The following is a 20,270-nucleotide window of genomic DNA, read 5'->3' as shown; positions in this document are numbered from 1 at the left end:
TCGGTTTATGGGTGGGAGTGGCTGGCGGCCCATTGATCGAGCACGTGCTTGTACGGCTTGATGAAGTGCGCCTCGGCAAATTTGCCTTGCTTGACGGCGAGCTGGCTGCGTTCGACGCGGTCGTAGACGATCTGCGTCAGCGAGTAGTCCTGGTTCTTCAGGCTCGGTTGATAGCGCTTACCGGCCGCGGAGTTGGCGTTGTAGATTTCAGGCCGGTAGATGCGCTGGAACGCTTCCATCGTGCTGATGGTGCCGATGAGCTCCAGATTGGTGTAGGCGCCCAGCAGGTCGTCCTGGAAATAGAACGCCAACGGCGCAACGCTGTTCGGCGGCATGAAGTAGCGCACCTGCAGTCCCATCTTCTCGAAGTACTGGTCGGTCGGGGAGAACTCGCTTTGCTGATACTCCACGCCCAGGATCGGGTGGTGGTTGTCGGTGCGGTGATAGGTTTTGCTGCTGGAGACGCTGATGCAGATGACCGGCGGCTTCTTGAAGTTCGCCTTGTAGGCCTCGGATTCAACGAAGTGCTTGAACAGCTTTCCGTGCAGGTCGCCGAAATCGGCCGGCGTGCTGAACGTGGATTTGTTGTCGTTGTATTCGGGCAGCAACACGCTGAAGTCGTAGTCGCGCACGTAGGACGAGAAGTTGTTGCCGACGATGCCGTCGATGCGGTTGCCGGTCTTCTTGTCGACGATGTTGGTCTTCAACACTTCGATCAGCGGAAACGCATTGGCGTTGCCGTTTGCGCCCAGCGTCATCTCGGCGGTAATGATGTCGAGCTCGACGGCGTAACGATCGCCCGTGGGGTTGTCCCAATGCGCCAGGTCGTTGAAACGGCTGTCGATCATCTTCAGCGTGTTGCGCAGATTCTGCTCGCGGCTTTCGCCTCGGGCCAGGTTGGCGAAGTTGGTCGTGATGCGCGTGCTGTCCGACGGCTGATAGTTTTCATCAAAGCGAAGGCTCTTGATGCTGAAGGTGAAGTCTTTGTTCATGATGGTCGGATGCGAAAGTGCTGCGATAAACGGGGATTTCAGGCCGCGATGGCTTCTGCGGCCGCGGCGGCTCGCATCTGACGGGTCAGTTCGACCAGCGGCAGTGCGCGTTGGACGGCCAGTCCGGCACGCTCGATCAGCGCGTCGTTCTTAAGCCGGTAGTCGACGAAGTCCTCGTCGGTGGCGTAGATGCCCAGCGGCAAGGTGCGCGCCTGGAAGAAGCTGAACAATGGCCGCAACTGGTGGTCGATGACCAGCGCGTGGCGCTGGCTGCCGCCGGTGGCGGCCAAGAGGACGGGCTTGTCGATCAAGGCGTCCTGGTGGATGAAATCGAAGAAGTGCTTGAACAGGCCGGTGTAGGAGCCGCGGTAGACGGGCGTTGCCACCACCAGAACATCGGCTTGCTCGACCGCTGCCAACTCGCGCTCGACCGTGTCGGGCAAGTTCGATCGCCACGTCGCGCCGGCAAGCTGCGGGGCGATCCGGCCCATTTCGACCAGCCGGGGTTCGCAGGGGATTTCGTTGGCGATCAGCGCCAGCAGTTCCTCTGCCAGGGCGGTGGTCCTGGAGGGACGTTGCATGCCGCCGGAAACGGCGACCAGGCGAAGGGGGTGTGTCATCTTTGCTTCCATGGCGCCAATCGGCACGGAGGGGGTCGACTTGCCATGGAACGTGCGTGTTGATCAGGTCAACGTGCGGAACACAGCGGCAAACAAGAACGCAATGCTAAATATCAATATCCATGACGTAAAATGGTTTTATTTCACAAATCCATGAATCTAGATCATAAGAATGCTTGAGCGTATCCATCTGAGCATCGTCCAGCAGGTCGAAAAACAAGGTTCGTTGACGGCCGCCGCAGGCGTGCTGAACCTGACCCAGTCGGCTTTGAGCCACAGCATGAAGAAGCTGGAGGTGCAGCTCGGCACCGATATCTGGCTGCGCGAAGGAAGGCGTTTGCGCCTGACGCAGGCCGGCCAATATCTGCTGGCGGTGGCGAATCGGGTGCTGCCGCAACTGGACCTGGCCGAAGAGCGGCTGGGGCAGTTTGCCCAGGGCGAACGCGGCGCGCTGCGCATCGGCATGGAATGCCACCCGTGCTACCAATGGCTGCTGAAGGTGGTGGCGCCGTATCTGGCCGCGTGGCCGGACGTGGATGTGGACGTGAAGCAGAAGTTCCAGTTCGGCGGCATCGGCGCGCTCTTCGGCTACGAGATCGACATGCTGGTCACACCCGACCCGCTGTTCAAGCCGGGCTTGAAGTTCGAACCGGTGTTCGACTACGAGCAGGTGCTGGTCGTGGCCAAGGGGCATCCGCTGGGGTCAGTCGCGTATGTGAAGCCAGAGCAGCTGACGCAGGAAGTGCTCATCAGCTATCCCGTTGATATCGAGCGGTTGGACATCTACAACCAGTTCCTCTTGAAGGCCGGCGTCACGCCCAAGCGGCACAAGGCGATCGAGACCACCGACATCATGCTGCAGATGGTGGCCAGCGGCCGCGGCGTGGCCGCGCTGCCGCGTTGGCTGGTCGAGGAGTACGCGGTCAAGATGGATCTGGTGCCGGTGCGGCTGGGCCCGCGCGGAATTGCCAAGCAGATTTTTCTGGGGTCGCGTGAGGCCGATGACGCCCTTGATTACCAGCGTGCGTTCATCGAGATGGCGCGTCAGCCAGCGGCTGCGACTGCGGCGAACGCTACGAAGCGGGACATCTAACGGGGACGCATAAGCGGGTATGCTTGGCGTCCCTTCATCTCCTCAAGGAGTCTGTCCCGATGCCGTCACTCAAGCACGGTTGCCTGGCCCTCGCGCTTCTGGCCCTCAGCGGTTGCGCCATGCAGCCCGCCGCACCCAACGACGTTGAGGTCGCGGCCCAGAAGCTGGTGGGCCAACCGGCCAAGAACGCGTTCAAGCTGTTTGGCAGGCCGGATCAGGGCATGGGTCCTTCGTCCTACGGCAGCGGCGGTTTCTACGCGTGGAACCGCGTGCAGACCCACACCACGGACGAGAAGGTGTTCGTGCAGACCGGTGTTGAATACGTCGGGCAGAGGACCACCTCGGTCACCATCGGCGGCCAGGGCGTCAGCGGCCAGATGCCGGTCAGCAGTGAACCGGTCTATCGCAAGGTGGGCTACACGGAAAATCGCACGGTGATCGATTACTTCTGCAACATCACGCTGTTCACCGACAAGAACGACATCATCGAGCACGCCAACGTGATCGACTGCAACAAGAAGAAGTGATCAGTCAGGCTGCGGATCCTCGGCGCCTGACATGTACCGCATGCACAGCTCGCTGAGCCGCAGCAACGCCGGGGGCAAGGTCTTGCCCTCGAGTGTCACGAAGACGAACTGCGACGACAGCTCCAGCGCCGGACGCACGTCGACATGCACGAGTTCGCCGCGCGCGATGGCCGGCTGCGCCACCCGCAGCACGCCAAAGAAGACGGTGTCGGTGGTGCGAACCAGGTCGACCAGCGCCTGGATGTCGTTCGACTGGTACTGGATCGCGTCGATGAAGTGGACCGGCGGCCCGAAGTACGCATTGAGCCGGTGCATGACCTCGTCGCTCATGGCGCGGCCGCTGGCCGCCACCGCGTAGCGGCGCAGCGCGTCGAAATCCAGGCCGTTCTTGCCCGCCAGCGGATGGCCGGCGCGCACCACGAAGCCCAGCGGGGTGCGCGGAAAGAAGCGCAGGTGCAGGTCGGGGTCGGCGGGGATGTGATTGCGATGCACCACCAGGGCATCCACCGCGCCTTCGCGCAGTTCCTGGACCTGCATCTCGGGCGTGCCGCCGCTCAGCAGCAGCTTGATCGCGGGGTAGCGTTCCTTCATGTCGCGCAAGAGCGGCAGGGACAGGATTGCGGTGGGGGTGGGGCCCAGTCCCAGCCGCAGCGTGCCGCCCGCGTAGTCGGCCAGCAGGCTGGCGCTGCGGCGCAATTCGGCCAGCTCGACGCGGATTCTGCGTGCCCGCACGATGGCCAGCTCACCCAGCGCCGTCAGTGTTTTCCCTTTGTCGCGTTCCAGCAGGCGTCCGCCCAGCGTGTCTTCAAGCGCCTGGATGCTGCGGCTGAGCGCGGGCTGCGTCAGGTGCAATTTGGCCGCCGCGCGGCTGAAAGAGCGGGTTTCGACCAGGACGAGGAAGTGTTCGAGCTGTTGAAGATTCATCCGCGTCCCCTGGTTTTATTACGCGCTGATTATGGTTTGATGATGAATTATGCATTGGACGTAATGAAAAAGCGCTACCAGAATGCGGGTCTTCAACGTCCGATTTCATCTGGAGCACTGGCCATGGCCCGCGATTTGCCCTTTCCGCAGTCGAATTCCCGCGTCGTTCAACGGCTGATGGGCCTGGCTGCGGCCGGCTCGCTGGTCCTCGCTTTTGCCGCACCGGCCTCGGCCGCGGACTGGCCGGCGCGGCCGGTGTCGGTGGTGGTGCCGGTGGCGGCCGGCGGCGCGGCCGATGCGCTGGCGCGCGCCTGGGCCGCCTATGCCAGCAAGGAAATCGGCGGCACCGTGGTGGTGGAGAACAAGCCCGGCGCCAACGGCAGCATCGCCGCCGCGTTCGTGGCCAAGCAGCCGGCGGACGGCTATGCGCTGCTGTTTGGCAGCACGTCCAACATGTCGGTGAATCCGTTCACGTACTCGCAGTTGGCCTACAACCCGACGCGCGATTTCGATCCGGTCACGAAGATCGCCGGCACCTCGCAGGTGCTGGTGGCCAATCCCGCCACCGGCATCCGGTCGGTGGACGACCTGGTGAAGAAGGCCAAGGCCAGCCCGGGCCACCTGAATTACGGCTCGGCGGGCATCGGCAACTCCACGCACCTGAACGTCGCGTTTCTGGCTGAGCACTTCAAGATCGAGATGTCGCACGTGCCCTACAAGGGCGCGGCGCCGGCCATGATGGACCTGATCGGCGGCCAGATCGACCTGACGGCGGACGCGCTGACCGGCGGGGTGCCGCAAGTCAAGACCGGCAAGGCGGTGCCGCTGGTGATCTTCGGCGCAGACCGCGTCGCGCAGTTGCCCGACGTGCCCACCATCGCGGAAGTTGGCGTGCAAGGCTTTCCGGGCGACGCCTGGTACGGCCTGATGGCGCCCAAGGGCACGCCGCCGGAAGTGGTGACGCGGCTTACCGAGGCCACGCGCAAGTTCTGGGCGGACCCGGCGGTTCGCAAGCAGATGGACGAGATCTACATGACGCCGCCCAAGGAACTTGGCGCGGCATCGGTGGCGCAATCGATGAAGACGGAGGCCGAGGTCTGGGGCCCCATCGTCAAGCGCCTCGGCATCCGCAACGACTGATCCGTGCCGGGCCTCGCGCCCGGTTTTTTCTTGAGGCATTCATGAACGCTATCCCCACCCCGCCGCTGGCCGAGGCCGTTGAACACCTGCCGCGCGGGGAAGACTTCCTGCTGTGGCCGCCCTGCCTGCAGTCGTATGGCTACCGCATCGTCGACCGCCTGTTCGCCACCCGCACCATCCATCGCGGCGCGACGCCCCGGCCCTTGCCGCGCGCGCCCGAGATCGACGTGCGCTATACGCAGGACGGCGAGACCCTCGGCGTGGGCGACCTGATGGACCGCAACAACGTGGCCGGCCTGATCGCGATCCACCGCGGCCACATCGTGCTGGAACGCTATGGGCTGGGCTTTCAGCCGCAGGAACGCTGGTCCACCATGTCGACCGTGAAATCCATGACGGCGATGCTGACCGGCGCGGCGCTGCACGACGGCGCCATCAAGAGCCTGGACGATCCCGTCACCGCCTATGTGCCGGCGCTGGCCGGCTGCGCCTACGACGCCGTCACGGTTCGGCATCTGCTGACCATGTCGTCGGGCATCGCGTGGGAAGAGAACTACACGGACAAGGCGTCCGACGTGAACCGATACAGCAAGTCGCTGGCCGACAAGGTGCCGGGCGGCGTGCTGTCGCTGCTGCGCGGGTGCCATCGCGCCCACGACGCCGGACGCTTCTGGCACTACAACACCGGCGACACCTACCTCTTGGGCGCCGTACTGAGCGCGGCGACAGGAGGCACGCTGGCCGATTACATGTCGCGCCGCATCTGGCAGCCTTGCGGGATGGAGTTCGACGGCTTCTACACGCTGGAATCCGAAGACGGCCAGGAGATCGGCGGCAGCCGCGCCGGCATGACGCTGCGCGACATCGGCCGCTTTGCGCAGTTCGTGCTCGACGATGGCGTGGTCAATGGCGAGCGCATCCTGCCCGAGGGCTGGGTGGCGCAATCCGGTACCCCCGCCTTCCAGATTCCGGCCGACCTGCACACCGCACAGCGCCAGGCGCTGGGGCTTACGGCCTACGGCTACAGCTGGTGGCTGCGCGAGGACGGCGCGATGATGGCGATGGGCCATTCCGGCCAACGCATCTTCATCGACACCCGCGCGCAACTGGCGGTGGTGCAGCTTGCCGCCTACCCCGAGCCGCGCTACCTGAGCGCCAACGAGCCCGACCGCGATGCGGGTCTGAACGCCTTCATCGTGGCGCTGCGCGAGGCCTCCGGGGCTGTCGCATGAGCCCGCGCCGCGCCATGATCTGCGCCGCGCAGCCCGAGGCCGCAGAGGCCGGGGCGCGCGTCCTGATGGATGGGGGCAACGCGGTGGACGCCGCGGTGGCGGCGGCCTTCACCCAATGCGTGGTGGATCCGATGATGGCGGGCATTGCGGGGTACGGCACGCTGCAGGTTGCGCTGCCCGGGCGCGGCGTGCATACCTGCGTCGATTTCTGCGCCCGCGCGCCGGCTGCGGCGCGGCCGGATATCTGGGCCCATCTGCCGCTGAACGAAACGCCCGACGGCTACGCCTTCGTGGTCCAGGGCAACGTCAACGAAGCGGGCTATCAATCGATCGGCACGCCGGGCACGCTGGCCGGCCTGGATCATGCGTTGACGCGCTACGGCACCTGGTCTTTTGCCGACGCGCTGGCGCCGGCCCTGCAGCACGCGCGCGACGGCGTGGTGGTGCGCCCGCACATGTACCAATACGGCGCGCTCGACCGTGCCCGCGGCGGCATGCTGGAGACGCGCGAGCGGCTTGCGCTGTCGGCCACCGGGCGCGCGGTGTACCTGGATGCCGACGGCAATTTCAAGCGCCCCGGCGAGCGCCTGCACAATCCCGATCTGACGGCGACGCTGGAACATCTGACGCGTGCAGGCGCGGCGGACTTTTATCGCGGCGAGATCGCCGGCCGCATCGCCGACGACATGCGCAAGCATGATGGCCTGCTGACGCTGGCCGATCTGAATGCGTACGCGGTGTCCGAGGCGGCGCCGATCTGGGGCGACTATCGCGGCTGGCAGGTGGCGGGGTTTCCACCGCCGGCGGGCGGCCTGACGCTGATTCAGGCGCTGCACGTGCTGGCGCAGTTCGATGTGGCTGCGCTGGGCCACAACAGCGCGGCGTATCTGGAATTGCTGGCCCAGACGCTCAAGTGGGTGACGATCGACAAGGACACCTTGATCGGTGACCCGGAGTTCGTGGAGGTGCCGGTGGCGCGGCTGCTGTCGCGCGAGCACGCGGGGGAGATTGCCGAGCGCATCCGGGCGCGCCTGCCTGCCGAACTCACCCGGCTGGCGCCCGGCATCGCTGCGGAGCCGCGCGACACCACGCAGGTCTGCGTGATCGACGCCGACGGCAACGCCGCCACGCTGACGCACAGCCTGGGCACGAGCTCGGGCATCATCACCGATGGCCTGGGCGTGCTGTACAACGGCCTGCTTAGCGGCTTTGACCCGCGGCCGGGCCGGGCGGCCTCGATCGGGCCAGGCAAGCGCCGCACCAGTTCGCAATGCCCGCTGCTGCTGTTTCGCGACGGCGAGGTGCAGGCCGCGCTGGGCGCGCCCGGCGGCACGGCCATTGCCTCGGCGCTGACGCAGACCGTGGTGAACCTGGTGGATTTCGGCATGAGCGCGTTCGAGGCAGTGGCCGCGCCACGCATCTCGGTGACCGGCAACGCGATCGACGTTTCCAACCGCATTCCGCGCTACGTGACCGGCGTGCTTGCGCAGGAAGGACACGCGATCAGCCGCGCTTATCAAAGCTATGCCTTCGCGGCGCCGCACGTGGTGTCGCGCATGACCGGCGTATTGCAGGGGGGCGCGGATCCGCAGCGCGATGGGGTGGCGTTGGGGGTGACCGCGCCGGCCGGCAAATAAGGGGGACAATTCTCAACGCTTAAAATCTCCGCTTTCGTACTTGGTGGCTGCCCTTCGCGGGTCGCGAGGCAAGAAAAAACCGAAGCGAGTCCGCCCCGCAAGGAGTCATAGCGTTGAACATTCAAAAATCCGGCGCGCCCTCTGCGATTGTGTACATCGTGGACGATCACGCCGAGGTCAGCGACTCGCTGTTTCGCTTGCTGTCGTCCATCGGGATCCACGCCGAAACCTTCGATTCGATCAGCGCGTTTCAGGCGGCGGCGCGTCCGCAGGTGCCCTCCTGCCTGATCCTGGACCTTCAGTTGGCGGATGGCGATGGCCTGGCGTTGCAGGCGCGCATGCGCGAACTGGGGGATCACATTCCCATCGTGGTGGTCACAGGATTTGGCGACATTCGCCAGACGGTCAAGGCGATGAAGGCCGGCGCCATCGATTTTCTGGAAAAGCCCATTTCCGAGCAGCGTCTTCTTGATTCCGTGCACCGCGCGCTGGAGTCGGACGTCGCGCGCCGCGCCAAGGAGCAGGAGTTCGAGACGCTTCTGGAGCGTTATCGCTCGCTGACCGCACGCGAGCAGCAGGTGATCGAGATGATCGCGTCCGGCTGTTTGAACAAGGAAGTCGCCGAGCAACTGGGCATCAGCGAAGTGACCGTCAAGGCGCACCGGGCAAGCGCCTACCGGAAGATGCAGGCGCGCAGCTTTGCCCAGCTGGTGCAGATGATCATGAAGGTCAATCCGCGCGTCGCCGCGCAAGCGTTGCAATCGCCGCCATCGCGCGGCGATGACGAGGCGGGCGACGGCGAATGACTCACGCCTGCGCGGGCAGCGAAAAGTAGAACACCGCGCCCGCCGGGCTATTGGGCCGCGCCCACATCTGGCCGTGATGCAACTGGATGATCTCGCGGCAGATGGCAAGACCCATTCCCAGGCCCTTGGTCTTGGTGGTGAAGAAAGGATCGAACAGTTTCTTCACTGATGCGGCGTCGATGCCGCTGCCCGTATCCAGCACCTCGACAAGCACGTCGCCGTCTGACGCATGCCGGGTAACGACGGTCAGCTGCCGCGCGGACGGCTCGTGCTTCATGGCGTCGGCCGCGTTGACATATAGGTTGAGCAGGACCTGCTGGAGCTGGACGCGGTCTCCTTGGGTGTGCAGGGGCGCATCGGCCAGATCCAGGATGACTTCGATTTCGCTGACATTGAGCTCGCTGCGCAGCAGCGCCAGTGTTTCCTTCACGAGCCCGTTCATTTCGATCGGAGCAAAGGCCGCCGGCGCCTTCTTGATCAGCGCCCGCACCCCCGAAATGATCGAACCGGCGCGTTGGCCGCTGCGCACGATGCGGCGCAGCGACTCGGCGACTTCTTCGGTGTTGGGCGGCGTGCGCGCAATCCAGTTCAGTGCGGCCTGCGCTTCGGTCAAAACCGCCGACACCGGCTGGCTGACATCGTGCGCGATGGACGCCGTCATCGAACTGACGGTGGTCATGCGGGTGACGTGGGCGAGATCCGATTGAATCTGCTGCATCTTGGCGTCCGCCGCCTTGCGTTCGGACAGGTCCAGGACAAACGACACGCCCTCGTTGTCGCCAGCGGCAAACCGCGCGGAGCCCAGCAGCACGGGCACGCGACGGCCGTCCTTGCGGATCAGCTCGGTCTCGACCGGCTCGGCGGTCTCGCGCAGCAACAGTTCATCCAGCGTCACCGCGCCGCTGCGTGACACCAGCGCCGTCCACCGCAACCGGCCGGCGCTGACGTCCTCGCGGCCGTAACCGGTCATGGACAGGAACAGGTCATTGGCCTCCAGCACTTGTCCGTCGGTGCGCCAGAACCAGATGCCGATGATGTTCGCTTCGACCAGACGCTGTATCCGGGCCTCACGCTGCGCCAGATCGCGGTACAGACGCGCGCGTTCGATCGCAATGGCGGCCTGCGACGCCAGCAGGCGCAGCACGGCGGTGCGGTGCGGCGCAAACACGCCGCGCGCCAAGGTGTTTTCCAGGTACAGCACGCCGATGGATTTGGACTGCGTCGTCAACGACAGGCACAACACCGACGGCAGCCGCGCGGCGCGCACATAAGGGTCGCCGGTGAAGGCGCCCGTCGCCCACGCGTCGTCGAGCACGATGGTTTCGCCGGTCCGCCAGCCGTAGTTCACGATCTGCTGCGGCAGCCCAGCTTCGTCCAGCGATTGCGGGCGCTGGCTGATCGCGACGGAATCGCCGGAGGTGGTTGCGATGGCGCGGACATACAGATCGCCGCCGCTTTGCAGGACCAGCACGCCGCGCGTGGCGCCCGCTTGTTCCAGCGCGATCTTCATCAGCATGTCGAGCAGCGTCTGCAGATCCAGCGCACTGGCCAGCGCGCGGGAGATGTCGATGACGGTGGCCAGATCCAGGCTTTCCACGGGGGTTTCGATGGTGGAGCCGTGCGTGGCGCCGCGGCGGTCCACGAACAGCGTGGGGTACAAGGCGTCGATCTGCCGCACTTTGCCAGACGCGCCCCAGTGCTGATAGCACGCGCGCGCATGCTGCAGATAGGTGTGCGCAATGCGTTGCTGGCCGCGGCCCTCATAAAAGCGCGCGGCGCACTCATTGGCCAGGCCCTCGACATGCACGAGGCCGTGATCGCTGGCGCAATGGATGGCGTCGTCGTAGCGTTGCATCGCGTCCAGGACATCGCCGTGCAGCCGCGCGACTTCGGCGTCGATCAGCATCTGCTGGCTCTGGAAGTTGGACGGGCTGGACGCGGCCCACGGACGCAGCTTCTCCAGATGGGCCTCTACGGCGGCCAGCGCCGCGGCGCGTTCCGACGGACACTTTGGCACGGGACACCAGGCGCGCGCCAACGCGGAGTAGAAGTGGAATTCCATCTCCTCGACGAACGCGAGCGACGTCCAGACGAACGCCGAGGCGTTCTGGCTGGCGCGCACGGCGCTGGTGAAATCCCCGGCGAATACCCGGGCCTGAAGCTTGCGCAGGTAGTGCCAGCACGCCGTGACATTGCGGCCGGGCTCGGCCTGGATCCGCCGTTCGAATTCGGCCTCGCTGAAACCCGCGTCGTCCAGCACGCCGAATTGTGGCGTGAGGCCCTGCAGCATCTTGGCCAGCTGAAGCTGCGAGGTATAGCGGTCCAGCACTTCAAGACCGGCCTTGCGCGCGAACGCCAGGCCTCGCCCGGCGTCGGCGCGGATGGTGTTCAGCGGGCCGCCGGTGGCAAGCGTGTGTGTGACCAGGCTGTTCAGCGCGAAGGACGCATAGGTCCAGTCACCCTGCTGGCTCGCCAGCTCGAAGGCGGTTTGCAGCAGGTCGCGCGCCTCGCTGATCGGCTGCGACCACGGGACGATCTGGCCGCCGAAGACCTGATAGACCCGCGCGCTGAAGCGGACCTGCGCGCGCTGCTGGATCAGGTCGACGCCCAGCTTGCCGAAGGCGTAGCCGTCTGCGTAGTCGCCCGTGCGTGCGGCCAGGATCATGCCCAGCCACGCGTAGCCGAGGCTGGACGCATCCGTATTGCCATGCCGCAGGCTCAGGTTTGCCATCCGCAGAATGACGCGCTCGCGCAGATTCGCAAAGAGCGTCCAGGCGGGGGGAAGCAACGCGGTCAGGACGCCCATCGTGCCTTCCGCCTCGGCGTCCTCCATCGAGGGCAAACCGAGCAGCGCGGCCGCGGGCCGCCCGGCCCGCAACGCATTGAACTCGGCGTATTCGCGGGATACGGCCTCATCGGACGGACTGTCCGTCCAGTCGATGCCGGCGCGGCGCAGATAATCCAGTCCGGCTTGTATGGCTTCGTGCCGTTCGCCCAGCGCCATGAACACTTCCACGCGCAGTTGCGTCACGCGGGCCAGTTCCGGCAACGATCCGTCGCGCTGTCCCAGGCGGGCCAGCCGATGCTTGGCGCTTGCCACCGCGCCATTGCGGAATTCGCATTCGGCGCGCGTGATCTCGATGGTGAAGGCCAACGCCGGTTGATGCTGCCTGCCGTCCTCGGACAGGAACGCCGAGGCGGCCTCCAGATACCGGATGGACGCGGAATAGTCCGCGGTGTCCTTGGCCAGCGCGCCGGCCAGGGCGTTCAGGTGGGCAAGCCGGACGCGTTCTTCCGGGCTGTGGACCAGTTGCCATGCCCGGTTGAACTGATCGACCAGTTCAAATGCGTGCGCCTTCAATTGTTCCGGTTGCAGGTCCTGCACGAGCCGCCGGCCGATCGCCAGGTGCGTGGCGGCGCGCTGCCGTTCGGGAATCAGCGCATAGCTGGCGGCCTGCACCCGGTCGTGCGGAAAGCGGTACACGTCGCCGGCCCGGAACACGAGGCTCTGCCGCTCGCATTCGCGCATCGCGGTGGCAACGTCGAGGCGCGGCCAGTCCAGCGCGATGGAAAGCTTGCCGAGCGACGCATCGTGTCCGAGGCACGCCATGTGTTGAAGCGCGTCGCGGCTGTCCGGCGGCAAACGCTCGACCTGCTGGATGATGATGCCGACCACATTGTCGGTAAAGGCCTGCTCGCGGATGGCGTCCGCATCCCAGATCCAGCGTTGGCGGCGCGGGTCGTAGTGCAGCAGCCCCTCGGCCGAGAGCGTGGCCAGAAAGCGAAGCATGAAGCACGGATTGCCGGCCGTCTTGGCCTGCACCAGGCTGACGAGCGGATCGATCCACGGCGACCTGCTTTGCAGCGCATCGGCGATCAGGCGGGCGGAATCGTGCTCCGGCAGGTTGTCGAGCGCGATCTCGGTCAGGGGAATCGTGTTGGCGCGCAGGCTGGCAATGAAGGCGGCAAGCGCGTGGCGCGCGGTCATCGCTTCGGCGCGATACACGCCCACGACCAGGATGTTCTGAAGATCCGTCTGCGCAAGCTGTTCGATGACGCGCAGCGTGGCGGCGTCGGTCGACTGCAGGTCGTCCAGGAACAGGATCAACGGATGGCCGGGCGACGAGAACGCGCAGAACAGATGCTGGAAGGCCAGGCGCAACCGCGCCTTGGCGTCGCCTTCGGCAAGCAGGCCCGACGCGTCCGGCACGATCAGCGCCAGTTCGGGGATCAACGCGAGCAGGCTGTCGCCGCCCGCGGATACCACCACGCGCAGCTTTTCCCGCCATTCGCCCAGGTCGCTTTCGTTCTTGGCAAGCACGGACTGAAGCAGGCCTCGTGCCGCCTCGACCAGCGCGGCGTACGGCCCGGCGTGGCTGTGGGGATCGCCCTTGCCCTTTGCGAGCAGGGTGTATTGGCTGCCGACGACGCGATGCAGCTCTTCGATGAGGATGGATTTGCCGACGCCCGGTTCGCCGGAGATCAGCACCACCTCGGCGCGGCCCGAACCCGCCACCCGGCCCATGGCGCCGAGCAGGATGTCCAGCTCGGTGCCCCGGCCGTACAGGGTCGCCGGCACGCGCACGCGCCCCGGGTGGTCGTAGCGGCCCGGCACGAAGTCGGGCGCGGCGCCGAGGCCTGCCGTCAGCCGGGACAGGCAGTACTGAAGATCCGCGGCAAGCCCCTCCGCCGTCTGATACCGGTCGTCCGCCGACTTTTCAAGCAGCTTCATGACGATGGCCGACAGCTCGGCGCAGATGCCGCCGTCGCGCTCGGCCGGCGCCACGGGCACGCGCGCCGTATGGCTGTGCAGCCACGTCAGCGCTGATTCGCCCTGAAAGGGAAGCTCGCCGGTCAAGGCTTCGTAGAAGACGACCCCCAGCGAATACAGATCGGAGCGCGCGTCGGCGCGGTGGCCGGAGCGGCCGGACTGCTCGGGGGCCATGTAGGCGGGGGTGCCGACGATATCGCCTGGCGGCGAGGCGGGCGCTGCTTGATAGGCGCCGAGCGCCGTGGAGAACGAAAATCCGGTCAGGTGAGCGGCCCCATTCTGTTCATTGAACAGAATATGCGCCGGCTTGAGATTCCGGTGGATCAGCCCGGCGTTGTGCATCTTCCCCAGCGACATCGCCACCTCGATGGCGAAACGGAGAAACATCGGGGCGGGCATCGCGCGCGTGGGGTGCGTGGCCAGCGGCTGTCCGCCGGGATCCTGCAGGTACAGGACGGTGGAGCCGCCCACGCGCGCCAGCTCGGTCGGGACCGCGGCCCAGTCCGGATGCAGGTAGTCGCGCAGGCCGTATTCCTGCTCCAGCAGGTGCCGCGCGCATTCCGAGCTGTCGTTCGGCCGGAGCCAGACGGCAAGCTTCGAGGCGCCGCGTCCGAAGACCCGGTCGCCATCCACCCACAGAACCTCGAAACGGGCTCCGTTGACTGCCTCGAAGCGAGGAGCGCTATCCATGTCACACCTGAGCTGCGGCCTCTCGGCGCGCGGCATCAAAATCCCTGTCGGCGCAATTCTAGTCAGGAATCATTCTTCTCTTGTAACGGTGTGTGCGGGCAACGCCGGGTCATCTGCGTTGGCGGCCTATTGCGGGATGGGCGCCACGAAGTGCGACACCCGCGGCGGCGTGTCGCCGATATGGAACGCGCGGACTTCCGCCTGCTGGTCTTCGTCGGCATGCGTGACGCGCTCGTGCTGGCGCAGATGTTCGAGCCACGACGTCACCAGGAAGTACTCAAGGTAGCGGCCGGGCTGAGCGGCATCTTCAAAAATGCCCCAGGCGTATGCGCCGTCGCGGCGGCGCTCGGCGCCGGCATGATGCATGGCCTGCACGAAGTCCGCGCCGCGCGCCGGGTCGATCAGGTATTCCACCGTGATCATCACCGGACCGCGATCATGCGACACCTGCTGGTCGATCAGGGGCTCGGGCCAGTGCATCGACGGCGCAAGGTCCAGCTCCGCGCCCAGTTGCAGTTGAGCCTTGCGGGTCAGCACCATTGCAATGACGGAGCCCGCGGCCGCGATCAGCAGCGCCGTCGGGACGCCGGCGCGCACGGCGGTCTGTCCCCAGATCATGCTGCCGGCGGTCATCGAGCCGAAGAACACCGTGACGAAGATCGCCAGGCCGCGTGCGCGCACCCAGTCGGGCAGCGCTACCTGGGCGGACACGTTGAGCGAGGTCAGCACCATGATCCACGACGCACCCGCCAGAAAGCTGAACGCGCCGGCGACGACGGGATGCGGCACCACCGCAAACACCACCAGCGTGAGCGCCGTGCCCAGCGTGCCGGCCATGACGCTGCGGTCCGGACCCAGCTTCTTGCGCAGCGGCGGCAGCACGATGGCGCCGATCACGGCACCCGCGCCGACGCAGCCCAGGATGATGCCGTAGAGCAAGGCGCCGCCCTGAAGCACCTGACGCACGATCACCGGCAGCAAGGCCCAGTAGGCGCTGGCAAACAGAAAGAACGCGACGGCACGGACCAGCGTCGATTTGAGCGGCTTGCTGTGTAGCGCGAAGCGCAGCCCGGCGCGCATGGCGTGGATGAGCTGCTCGCGCGGCAGGCGCTTCTCGAATCGCCACGCCCAGGCTGGTGATCAGCACGCCGGCCAGCGCCGGGCCAATGGCGCGGCTGACGTTGATGCCCACGCTGTTCGTCGCGATGGCCTGCTGCAGCGACGGACGCGGCACGAGGCTGGGCACGATGGCCTGCCAAGCGGGCGCCGACAGCGCCGTGCCAATGCCCATCAGCAACGTAAAGCCCAGCAGCACCCACGGCGTCGTGAGGCCAAACCAGACCACCAGGCCCAGCGCCAGCGCGATGAAGCCCATGGCGATCTGCACCATCAGCAGCAACTTGCGGCGGTCCATCGTGTCGGCTAGCGCGCCGGCCAGGAGCGACAACAGGAAGACCGGCAGCGCACCCGCGGTCTGCACCAGCGCCACGAACATGGGCGACGGCGACAGCGAGGTCATGAGCCATCCGGCGCCTACGTCATGCATCCAGGTACCGATGTTGGACAGCACGGTGGCGATCCAGATAACGGAGAAGGCGGAGTAGGCGAAAGGCGAGGACGGCTGGGCGTCGGCGGGGCGGGTGTCGGCGGGCGTCATGGCGGGGCAGGCTGCGGGAGAAAGCAAAAAGGCCCGCGGCCGCTGCGAGAGCGGCTGCGGGCCCGGGGGGCATCAGCGGGCGATGACGGGCGCAGCGACGGGCGCGATGGCGTCGTGGGCGGTCTGCGTGCGCTGGCCGGCCTTGTGCACCATCGTGTAGGCGTAGTCCACGCCCATGCCGTAGGCGCCCGAGTGTTCCTTGACGATTTCCATCACGGCATCGTAGGAGTCACGGTGGGCCCAGTCGCGCTGCCATTCCAGCAGCACTTGCTGCCACGTGACAGGGACGACGCCGGCCTGGATCATGCGTTGCATGGCCATGTCGTGCGCTTCCTTGGACGTGCCGCCCGACGCGTCGGAAACCATATAGATCTCGTACTCGCCTTCCAGCATGGCGCACAGCGCAAAGGTGGTGTTGCAGACTTCGGTCCACAGGCCGGCAACGACCACCTTCTTGCGGCCGTTGGCGGCCAGCGCGTCACGCACCTTCTGGTCGTCCCACGAGTTCATCGAGGTGCGTTCCAGGACCTTCTGGTTCGGGAACACGTCCAGCAGTTCGGGGTACGTGTAGCCCGAGAACGACTCGGTTTCGACGGTGGTGATGGTGGTCGGGACGCCGAAGACCTTGGCGGCCTTGGCCAGACCCACAACGTTGTTCTTGAGCGTCTGGCGGTCGATCGACTGCACACCGAAGGCCATTTGCGGCTGGTGATCGATGAAGATGATCTGGCTGTTCTGCGGGGTCAGGACTTCGAGCTTTGCTTGGGACATGAAAATCACCTGGAGGGTTGAAACAGAGGGGGGCTTTGACGAGAACGTCAGAATATGTGAAACGTTCGCATTTCGACATTGTTCGAAGGTATGGCGCGTCCCCCCTCAAGTAGGGTCAGTTGGGGGCGCGCTTGATGCCCAGGGTGGCCAGCGCGGCGACGATGGGCGGCAGGACGAAACACCACATGAGGGACGCCCAGTACAGCAGCGCGGCAATGGCGCAGCCGGTCGCAAAGGCGGCCAGGGCGGGCAACATCTTTCGCAGGCGGCCGACGGCGGCCGTGCGGGCTTCGCCGGAGACGCCCTTGCAGAGGTCGGCAAGGTCGATCATCACCTGCGTGGTGGTCCCGGTCATGAGGGTGGACGGCGGCGCGCTGCCCAAGTGCATGCGCTGGATCGCATTCTGGATGCCCATGGCGGCGACCAGCAGCATGCCGCCCGTCACGGCGAAGGGCGCGTCGCTGTCGGGAAACGGTCCGTAGGCGACGAGGACGGCGGCGGCGGCGGCCAGCAGCAGCACCTTCGCGCACATGAGCTTGGACATCGCCGTGTCTGCGGCCGCGAGGCTGGACGCACACAGGCGCGTCAGGACGACGACGGCACAGAAGAGCGGCAAGGCCAGAAGCTTGGCGAAGGCGCCGGTCGTGCCGTGGACGAAGGCGGCGCCCAGCGTGACGAAGTTGCCGGTCACGTGCGCCGTGAACAGGCCATTCAACGCCAGGAACCCCGCCGTATCGACGTATCCCGCGTTAAAGCCCAAGAGGCCGGTGAATCGGGGAGATACGGGTGTCTGTTCCATGATGTGCAAGGTGAGCGTTGAAGACGCAGTGCCCGTTGGAACGGCGGTGCGGCCGGCGCGACGGGCACTGCGAAGGCTGTTACCGCCGTTCGTTCAGGTCCTGCCAGATCACGAGCAGGAATCCGCCCACCAGCCCAAGGTGTTCGAAGAACGAGTTGGCAGCGAAAAAGCGCGCCTGGCCGGGCGGCATTTCCCAGAACTGCAGGGCGACGAACGTGGCGATGAGGGTGAAGATCGCCAGCCCCAATGCGCCGATCCAGCGGTGCCATCCGATCAGGATCATGAGCGAGGCAATGATCTCCAGCGCGATCACGACCACGGCGAAGAACGGCGCGGGCGTGAGCCCGAAATGGGTCATTTCGGCAATGGCGCCGGGAAAATCGGTCAGCTTGACCAATCCGCCCTGCAGATACGCCGCGCACAAGCCCAGGTAGGCGACAAAGCGGGCCACGCGGCCCCCGAGAATGGGGCGCGCAAGGCCGGTCAGCGAGGTTGAAATGCTCGACATGGATTCAGTCCTTTACACGGCCCAGCACGAGCAACCCAGCGCGCCGAAGAACGACTTCTGGTCCGAGGCCGGCACGCTGGAGGCCCACGCGTTGGCGTGGCTGTGTCCATGCATGCCGCAAGCGGTGGCGCAACCGCAGGCGGCGGCAAAACGCTTGTAGTCCAGCGAATTGCGTCCCGCGCCTTCCGGGTCGCCCCAGGCGGCATAGCCGCCGAACAGGCGCGTGGGAGACCAGTCGGGCATGGCGGGCGGCGGCGCGTTCTCGTCCAGCGGCGCGAAGTCGCCCGCGCCGTAGACCACGCGGCCGCCCACCACGGTGAGGTCGGACGTCAGGAACGAAATCTCTTCATCCGCCACCGTGAAGTAATCCTGGGACGGGACCATCAGGTCGGCAAACTGGCCCACCTGGATGCGGCCGCGCTTGCCTTCGTCATTGGAGAACCACGCGACGTTTTCGGTCCACATGCGCAGCGCCGTCTCGCGGTCCAGCAGGTTTTCGTGCGGGTACAGCGGCATGCCGCCCACGGTCTTGCCCGTGGTCATCCACGACAGGGAGATCCACGGGTTGTAGGACGCGACGCGGGTGGCGTCCGTGCCGGCGGACGTCTTCACGCCCTTTTCAAGGATGCGCTTGACCGGGGGCGTGGCCTGCGCGGCCTTCGCGCCGTAGCGCTCGACAAAGTACTCGCCCTGGTACGCCATGCGGTGCTGCACGGCAATGCCGCCGCCCAGCGCGGCGATCCGGTCGATCGACTTGTCCGAGATCGTCTCGGCGTGATCGAAGAACCAGTTGATGCCGGTGAGCGGCGTGTCGCGATGCACCTTCTCGAAGACGTCGAGCGCCCGCGTGATGGTTTCGTCGTAGGTGGCGTGCAGGCGCCAGGGCCATTTGTTCTGGACCAGGACGCGCACGACCTCTTCCAGTTCTCCTTCCATTTCCGGCGGCATGTCCGGCCGTTCGACGCGGAAGTCCTCGAAGTCGGCGGCCGAGAACACCAGCATCTCGCCAGCGCCGTTGTGGCGGAAATAGTCGTCGCCCTGCTTGTACTTCACCGAAGACGTCCAGTTCAGGAAGTCTTCCTTTTCGTGCTTGGGCTTCTGCGTGAAGAGGTTGTAGGCGAGGCGAACGGTCAACTGGTTGTCGTCGGCCAGCTTCTGGATAACGGCGTAGTCGTCCGGGTAGTTCTGATAGCCGCCGCCGGCGTCGATGACGCCCGTGACGCCCAACCGGTTCAGCTCGCGCATGAAGTGGCGCGTGGAGTTCAGCTGATAGTCGAACGGCAGCTTCGGACCCTTGGCCAGCGTGGAGTACAGGATCGTGGCGTTGGGCTTGGCCAGCAGCAGGCCCGTCGGATTGCCGTTCGAGTCCCGGATGATCTGGCCACCTTCGGGGTCGGGCGTGTCCCGGGTGTAGCCCACCACGCGCAGCGCCGCGGCATTCAGCAGCGCGCGGTCGTACAGATGCAGCAGGAACACGGGAGTGTCCGGCGCGACCGCATTGATTTCCTCGATGGTCGGCAGGCGCTTTTCAATGAACTGGTGCTCGGTGAATCCGCCCACCACGCGCACCCATTGGGGCGCGGGCGTGTTGGCGACCTGCCGGCGCAGCATTTCCATGGCGTCCGCCAACGACCGCACGCCGTCCCACCGCAGCTCCATGTTGTAGTTCAGGCCGCCGCGCACGACGTGCGTGTGGTTGTCATAGAGCCCGGGCAGGACGCCTTTCTTTTTCAGGTCCACCAGCCGGGTGTTCGATCCCGCCAGGCGCAGGACTTCCCGGTCGCTGCCCACCGCGACGAACTTGCCAGCCTTCACGGCGACGGCGCCCGCTTCCGGATTGGCGCGGTCCAGCGTGGTGAAGCGGCCGTTGTAGAAGATCACTTCCGGGGGGCCATCCGCCAGCGGCGTGCCGGGTTGGTTCTGCGACCCGGCATTCGCCCGGCCTGCCCACATGCTGTTGAGCGCAAACGCGGAAGCCAGCGAAGACGCCGCTCCCAGGACTTGTCGACGCGAAGCCATGTCACTCTCCTCGATTAATTTCGTGGCGGGTAGGTTTCCATGGCGGCCAGTGGGGCGCAATCCGACATTAGGGTTGTGACCCTA

The 20,270-nt window shown here is 65.9% G+C and carries 15 protein-coding genes and 1 pseudogene; 6 read left to right on the top strand and 10 right to left on the bottom strand.

The window, feature by feature from the left end:
* Positions 1 to 5: 5 nt before the first annotated feature.
* On the bottom strand, positions 6 to 992 hold the full coding sequence (locus ASD71_RS15165) for a DUF1852 domain-containing protein (RefSeq protein ID WP_056565401.1): 987 nt from the start codon (positions 990 to 992) through the stop codon (positions 6 to 8).
* A 38-nt stretch (positions 993 to 1,030) separates the two neighbouring features.
* Positions 1,031 to 1,612: an FMN reductase gene (gene msuE, locus ASD71_RS15160; RefSeq protein WP_056566962.1), complete on the bottom strand. Its 582-nt coding sequence runs from the start codon at positions 1,610 to 1,612 to the stop codon at positions 1,031 to 1,033.
* 172 nt (positions 1,613 to 1,784) lie between these two features.
* Between msuE and ASD71_RS15155 the strand changes: the two genes are divergently transcribed.
* A complete protein-coding gene (locus tag ASD71_RS15155; protein ID WP_056565398.1) occupies positions 1,785 to 2,705 on the top strand; it encodes a LysR family transcriptional regulator in 921 nt (306 codons plus the stop codon).
* Positions 2,706 to 2,764: 59 nt separating this feature from the next.
* On the top strand, positions 2,765 to 3,232 hold the full coding sequence (locus ASD71_RS15150; protein WP_056565394.1) for a hypothetical protein: 468 nt from the start codon (positions 2,765 to 2,767) through the stop codon (positions 3,230 to 3,232).
* Here ASD71_RS15150 and ASD71_RS15145 read toward each other — a convergent pair whose 3' ends face one another.
* Positions 3,233 to 4,156, bottom strand: coding sequence for a LysR family transcriptional regulator (locus tag ASD71_RS15145; protein ID WP_056565391.1), 924 nt, complete (start codon positions 4,154 to 4,156; stop codon positions 3,233 to 3,235).
* A 123-nt stretch (positions 4,157 to 4,279) separates the two neighbouring features.
* Here ASD71_RS15145 and ASD71_RS15140 point away from each other — a divergent pair, with 123 nt between their 5' ends.
* The 4 genes from ASD71_RS15140 to ASD71_RS15125 all read left to right on the top strand — a co-directional run bounded on the left by ASD71_RS15140 (position 4,280) and on the right by ASD71_RS15125 (position 8,971).
* Positions 4,280 to 5,296: a tripartite tricarboxylate transporter substrate binding protein gene (locus ASD71_RS15140; protein WP_235512141.1), complete on the top strand. Its 1,017-nt coding sequence runs from the start codon at positions 4,280 to 4,282 to the stop codon at positions 5,294 to 5,296.
* Between the two features lie 41 nt (positions 5,297 to 5,337).
* A complete protein-coding gene (locus ASD71_RS15135) occupies positions 5,338 to 6,528 on the top strand; it encodes a serine hydrolase (protein ID WP_056565389.1) in 1,191 nt (396 codons plus the stop codon).
* Complete coding sequence (locus ASD71_RS15130) at positions 6,525 to 8,165, top strand: gamma-glutamyltransferase family protein (RefSeq protein ID WP_056565386.1); 1,641 nt, start codon at positions 6,525 to 6,527, stop codon at positions 8,163 to 8,165. Before ASD71_RS15135 ends, ASD71_RS15130 begins: the two co-directional genes overlap by 4 nt.
* Before the next feature lie 113 nt (positions 8,166 to 8,278).
* Positions 8,279 to 8,971, top strand: coding sequence for a response regulator transcription factor (locus ASD71_RS15125; RefSeq protein WP_235512140.1), 693 nt, complete (start codon positions 8,279 to 8,281; stop codon positions 8,969 to 8,971).
* A gap of 1 nt (position 8,972) precedes the next feature.
* Here the strand turns inward: ASD71_RS15125 and ASD71_RS15120 are convergent, their stop codons facing one another.
* The 7 genes and pseudogenes from ASD71_RS15120 to ASD71_RS15095 all read right to left on the bottom strand — a co-directional run bounded on the left by ASD71_RS15120 (position 8,973) and on the right by ASD71_RS15095 (position 20,069).
* Entirely contained in the window at positions 8,973 to 14,432 is a 5,460-nt protein-coding gene (locus ASD71_RS15120) for an AAA family ATPase (protein WP_156395149.1), read from the bottom strand.
* Positions 14,433 to 14,558: 126 nt separating this feature from the next.
* Positions 14,559 to 15,512, bottom strand: a complete 954-nt coding sequence (locus ASD71_RS28495; RefSeq protein ID WP_255357184.1) for an MFS transporter — start codon at positions 15,510 to 15,512, stop codon at positions 14,559 to 14,561.
* Positions 15,513 to 15,609: 97 nt separating this feature from the next.
* A pseudogene (locus tag ASD71_RS28490) lies at positions 15,610 to 16,089 on the bottom strand (MFS transporter); the annotation flags it as partial.
* Positions 16,090 to 16,161: 72 nt separating this feature from the next.
* Positions 16,162 to 16,860 (bottom strand): hydrolase, encoded by a 699-nt coding sequence (locus ASD71_RS15110; protein ID WP_056566956.1) that lies wholly within the window; start codon positions 16,858 to 16,860, stop codon positions 16,162 to 16,164.
* A gap of 115 nt (positions 16,861 to 16,975) precedes the next feature.
* Positions 16,976 to 17,659 carry a YoaK family protein gene (locus ASD71_RS15105; protein ID WP_056566953.1) on the bottom strand — a complete coding sequence of 228 codons (684 nt, stop codon included), beginning with the start codon at positions 17,657 to 17,659 and terminating at the stop codon, positions 16,976 to 16,978.
* Between the two features lie 79 nt (positions 17,660 to 17,738).
* On the bottom strand, positions 17,739 to 18,167 hold the full coding sequence (locus ASD71_RS15100; protein ID WP_056565380.1) for a DoxX family protein: 429 nt from the start codon (positions 18,165 to 18,167) through the stop codon (positions 17,739 to 17,741).
* Between the two features lie 12 nt (positions 18,168 to 18,179).
* Positions 18,180 to 20,069, bottom strand: coding sequence for an amidohydrolase (locus tag ASD71_RS15095; protein WP_056566950.1), 1,890 nt, complete (start codon positions 20,067 to 20,069; stop codon positions 18,180 to 18,182).
* Positions 20,070 to 20,270 lie beyond the last annotated feature (201 nt).

Origin of the sequence: Achromobacter sp. Root565 (genome assembly GCF_001427425.1) — a bacterium.
Classification (GTDB): domain Bacteria; phylum Pseudomonadota; class Gammaproteobacteria; order Burkholderiales; family Burkholderiaceae_B; genus Achromobacter; species Achromobacter spanius_D.
This window is presented reverse-complemented; position numbering and strand designations above follow the sequence as displayed.

Excerpts from the sequence above, each read along its gene's own strand:
- ASD71_RS15120 (WP_156395149.1), bottom strand. The coding sequence starts at position 14,432 with ATGGATAGCGCTCCTCGCTTCGAGGCAGTCAACGGAGCCCGTTTCGAG.
- ASD71_RS15155 (WP_056565398.1), top strand. The coding sequence starts at position 1,785 with ATGCTTGAGCGTATCCATCTGAGCATCGTCCAGCAGGTCGAAAAACAA.
- ASD71_RS15145 (WP_056565391.1), bottom strand. The coding sequence starts at position 4,156 with ATGAATCTTCAACAGCTCGAACACTTCCTCGTCCTGGTCGAAACCCGC.
- msuE (WP_056566962.1), bottom strand. The coding sequence starts at position 1,612 with ATGACACACCCCCTTCGCCTGGTCGCCGTTTCCGGCGGCATGCAACGT.
- ASD71_RS15165 (WP_056565401.1), bottom strand. The coding sequence starts at position 992 with ATGAACAAAGACTTCACCTTCAGCATCAAGAGCCTTCGCTTTGATGAA.
- ASD71_RS15135 (WP_056565389.1), top strand. The coding sequence starts at position 5,338 with ATGAACGCTATCCCCACCCCGCCGCTGGCCGAGGCCGTTGAACACCTG.
- ASD71_RS28495 (WP_255357184.1), bottom strand. The coding sequence starts at position 15,512 with ATGCGCGCCGGGCTGCGCTTCGCGCTACACAGCAAGCCGCTCAAATCG.
- ASD71_RS15100 (WP_056565380.1), bottom strand. The coding sequence starts at position 18,167 with ATGTCGAGCATTTCAACCTCGCTGACCGGCCTTGCGCGCCCCATTCTC.
- ASD71_RS15105 (WP_056566953.1), bottom strand. The coding sequence starts at position 17,659 with ATGGAACAGACACCCGTATCTCCCCGATTCACCGGCCTCTTGGGCTTT.
- ASD71_RS15150 (WP_056565394.1), top strand. The coding sequence starts at position 2,765 with ATGCCGTCACTCAAGCACGGTTGCCTGGCCCTCGCGCTTCTGGCCCTC.
- ASD71_RS15110 (WP_056566956.1), bottom strand. The coding sequence starts at position 16,860 with ATGTCCCAAGCAAAGCTCGAAGTCCTGACCCCGCAGAACAGCCAGATC.
- ASD71_RS15130 (WP_056565386.1), top strand. The coding sequence starts at position 6,525 with ATGAGCCCGCGCCGCGCCATGATCTGCGCCGCGCAGCCCGAGGCCGCA.
- ASD71_RS15140 (WP_235512141.1), top strand. The coding sequence starts at position 4,280 with ATGGCCCGCGATTTGCCCTTTCCGCAGTCGAATTCCCGCGTCGTTCAA.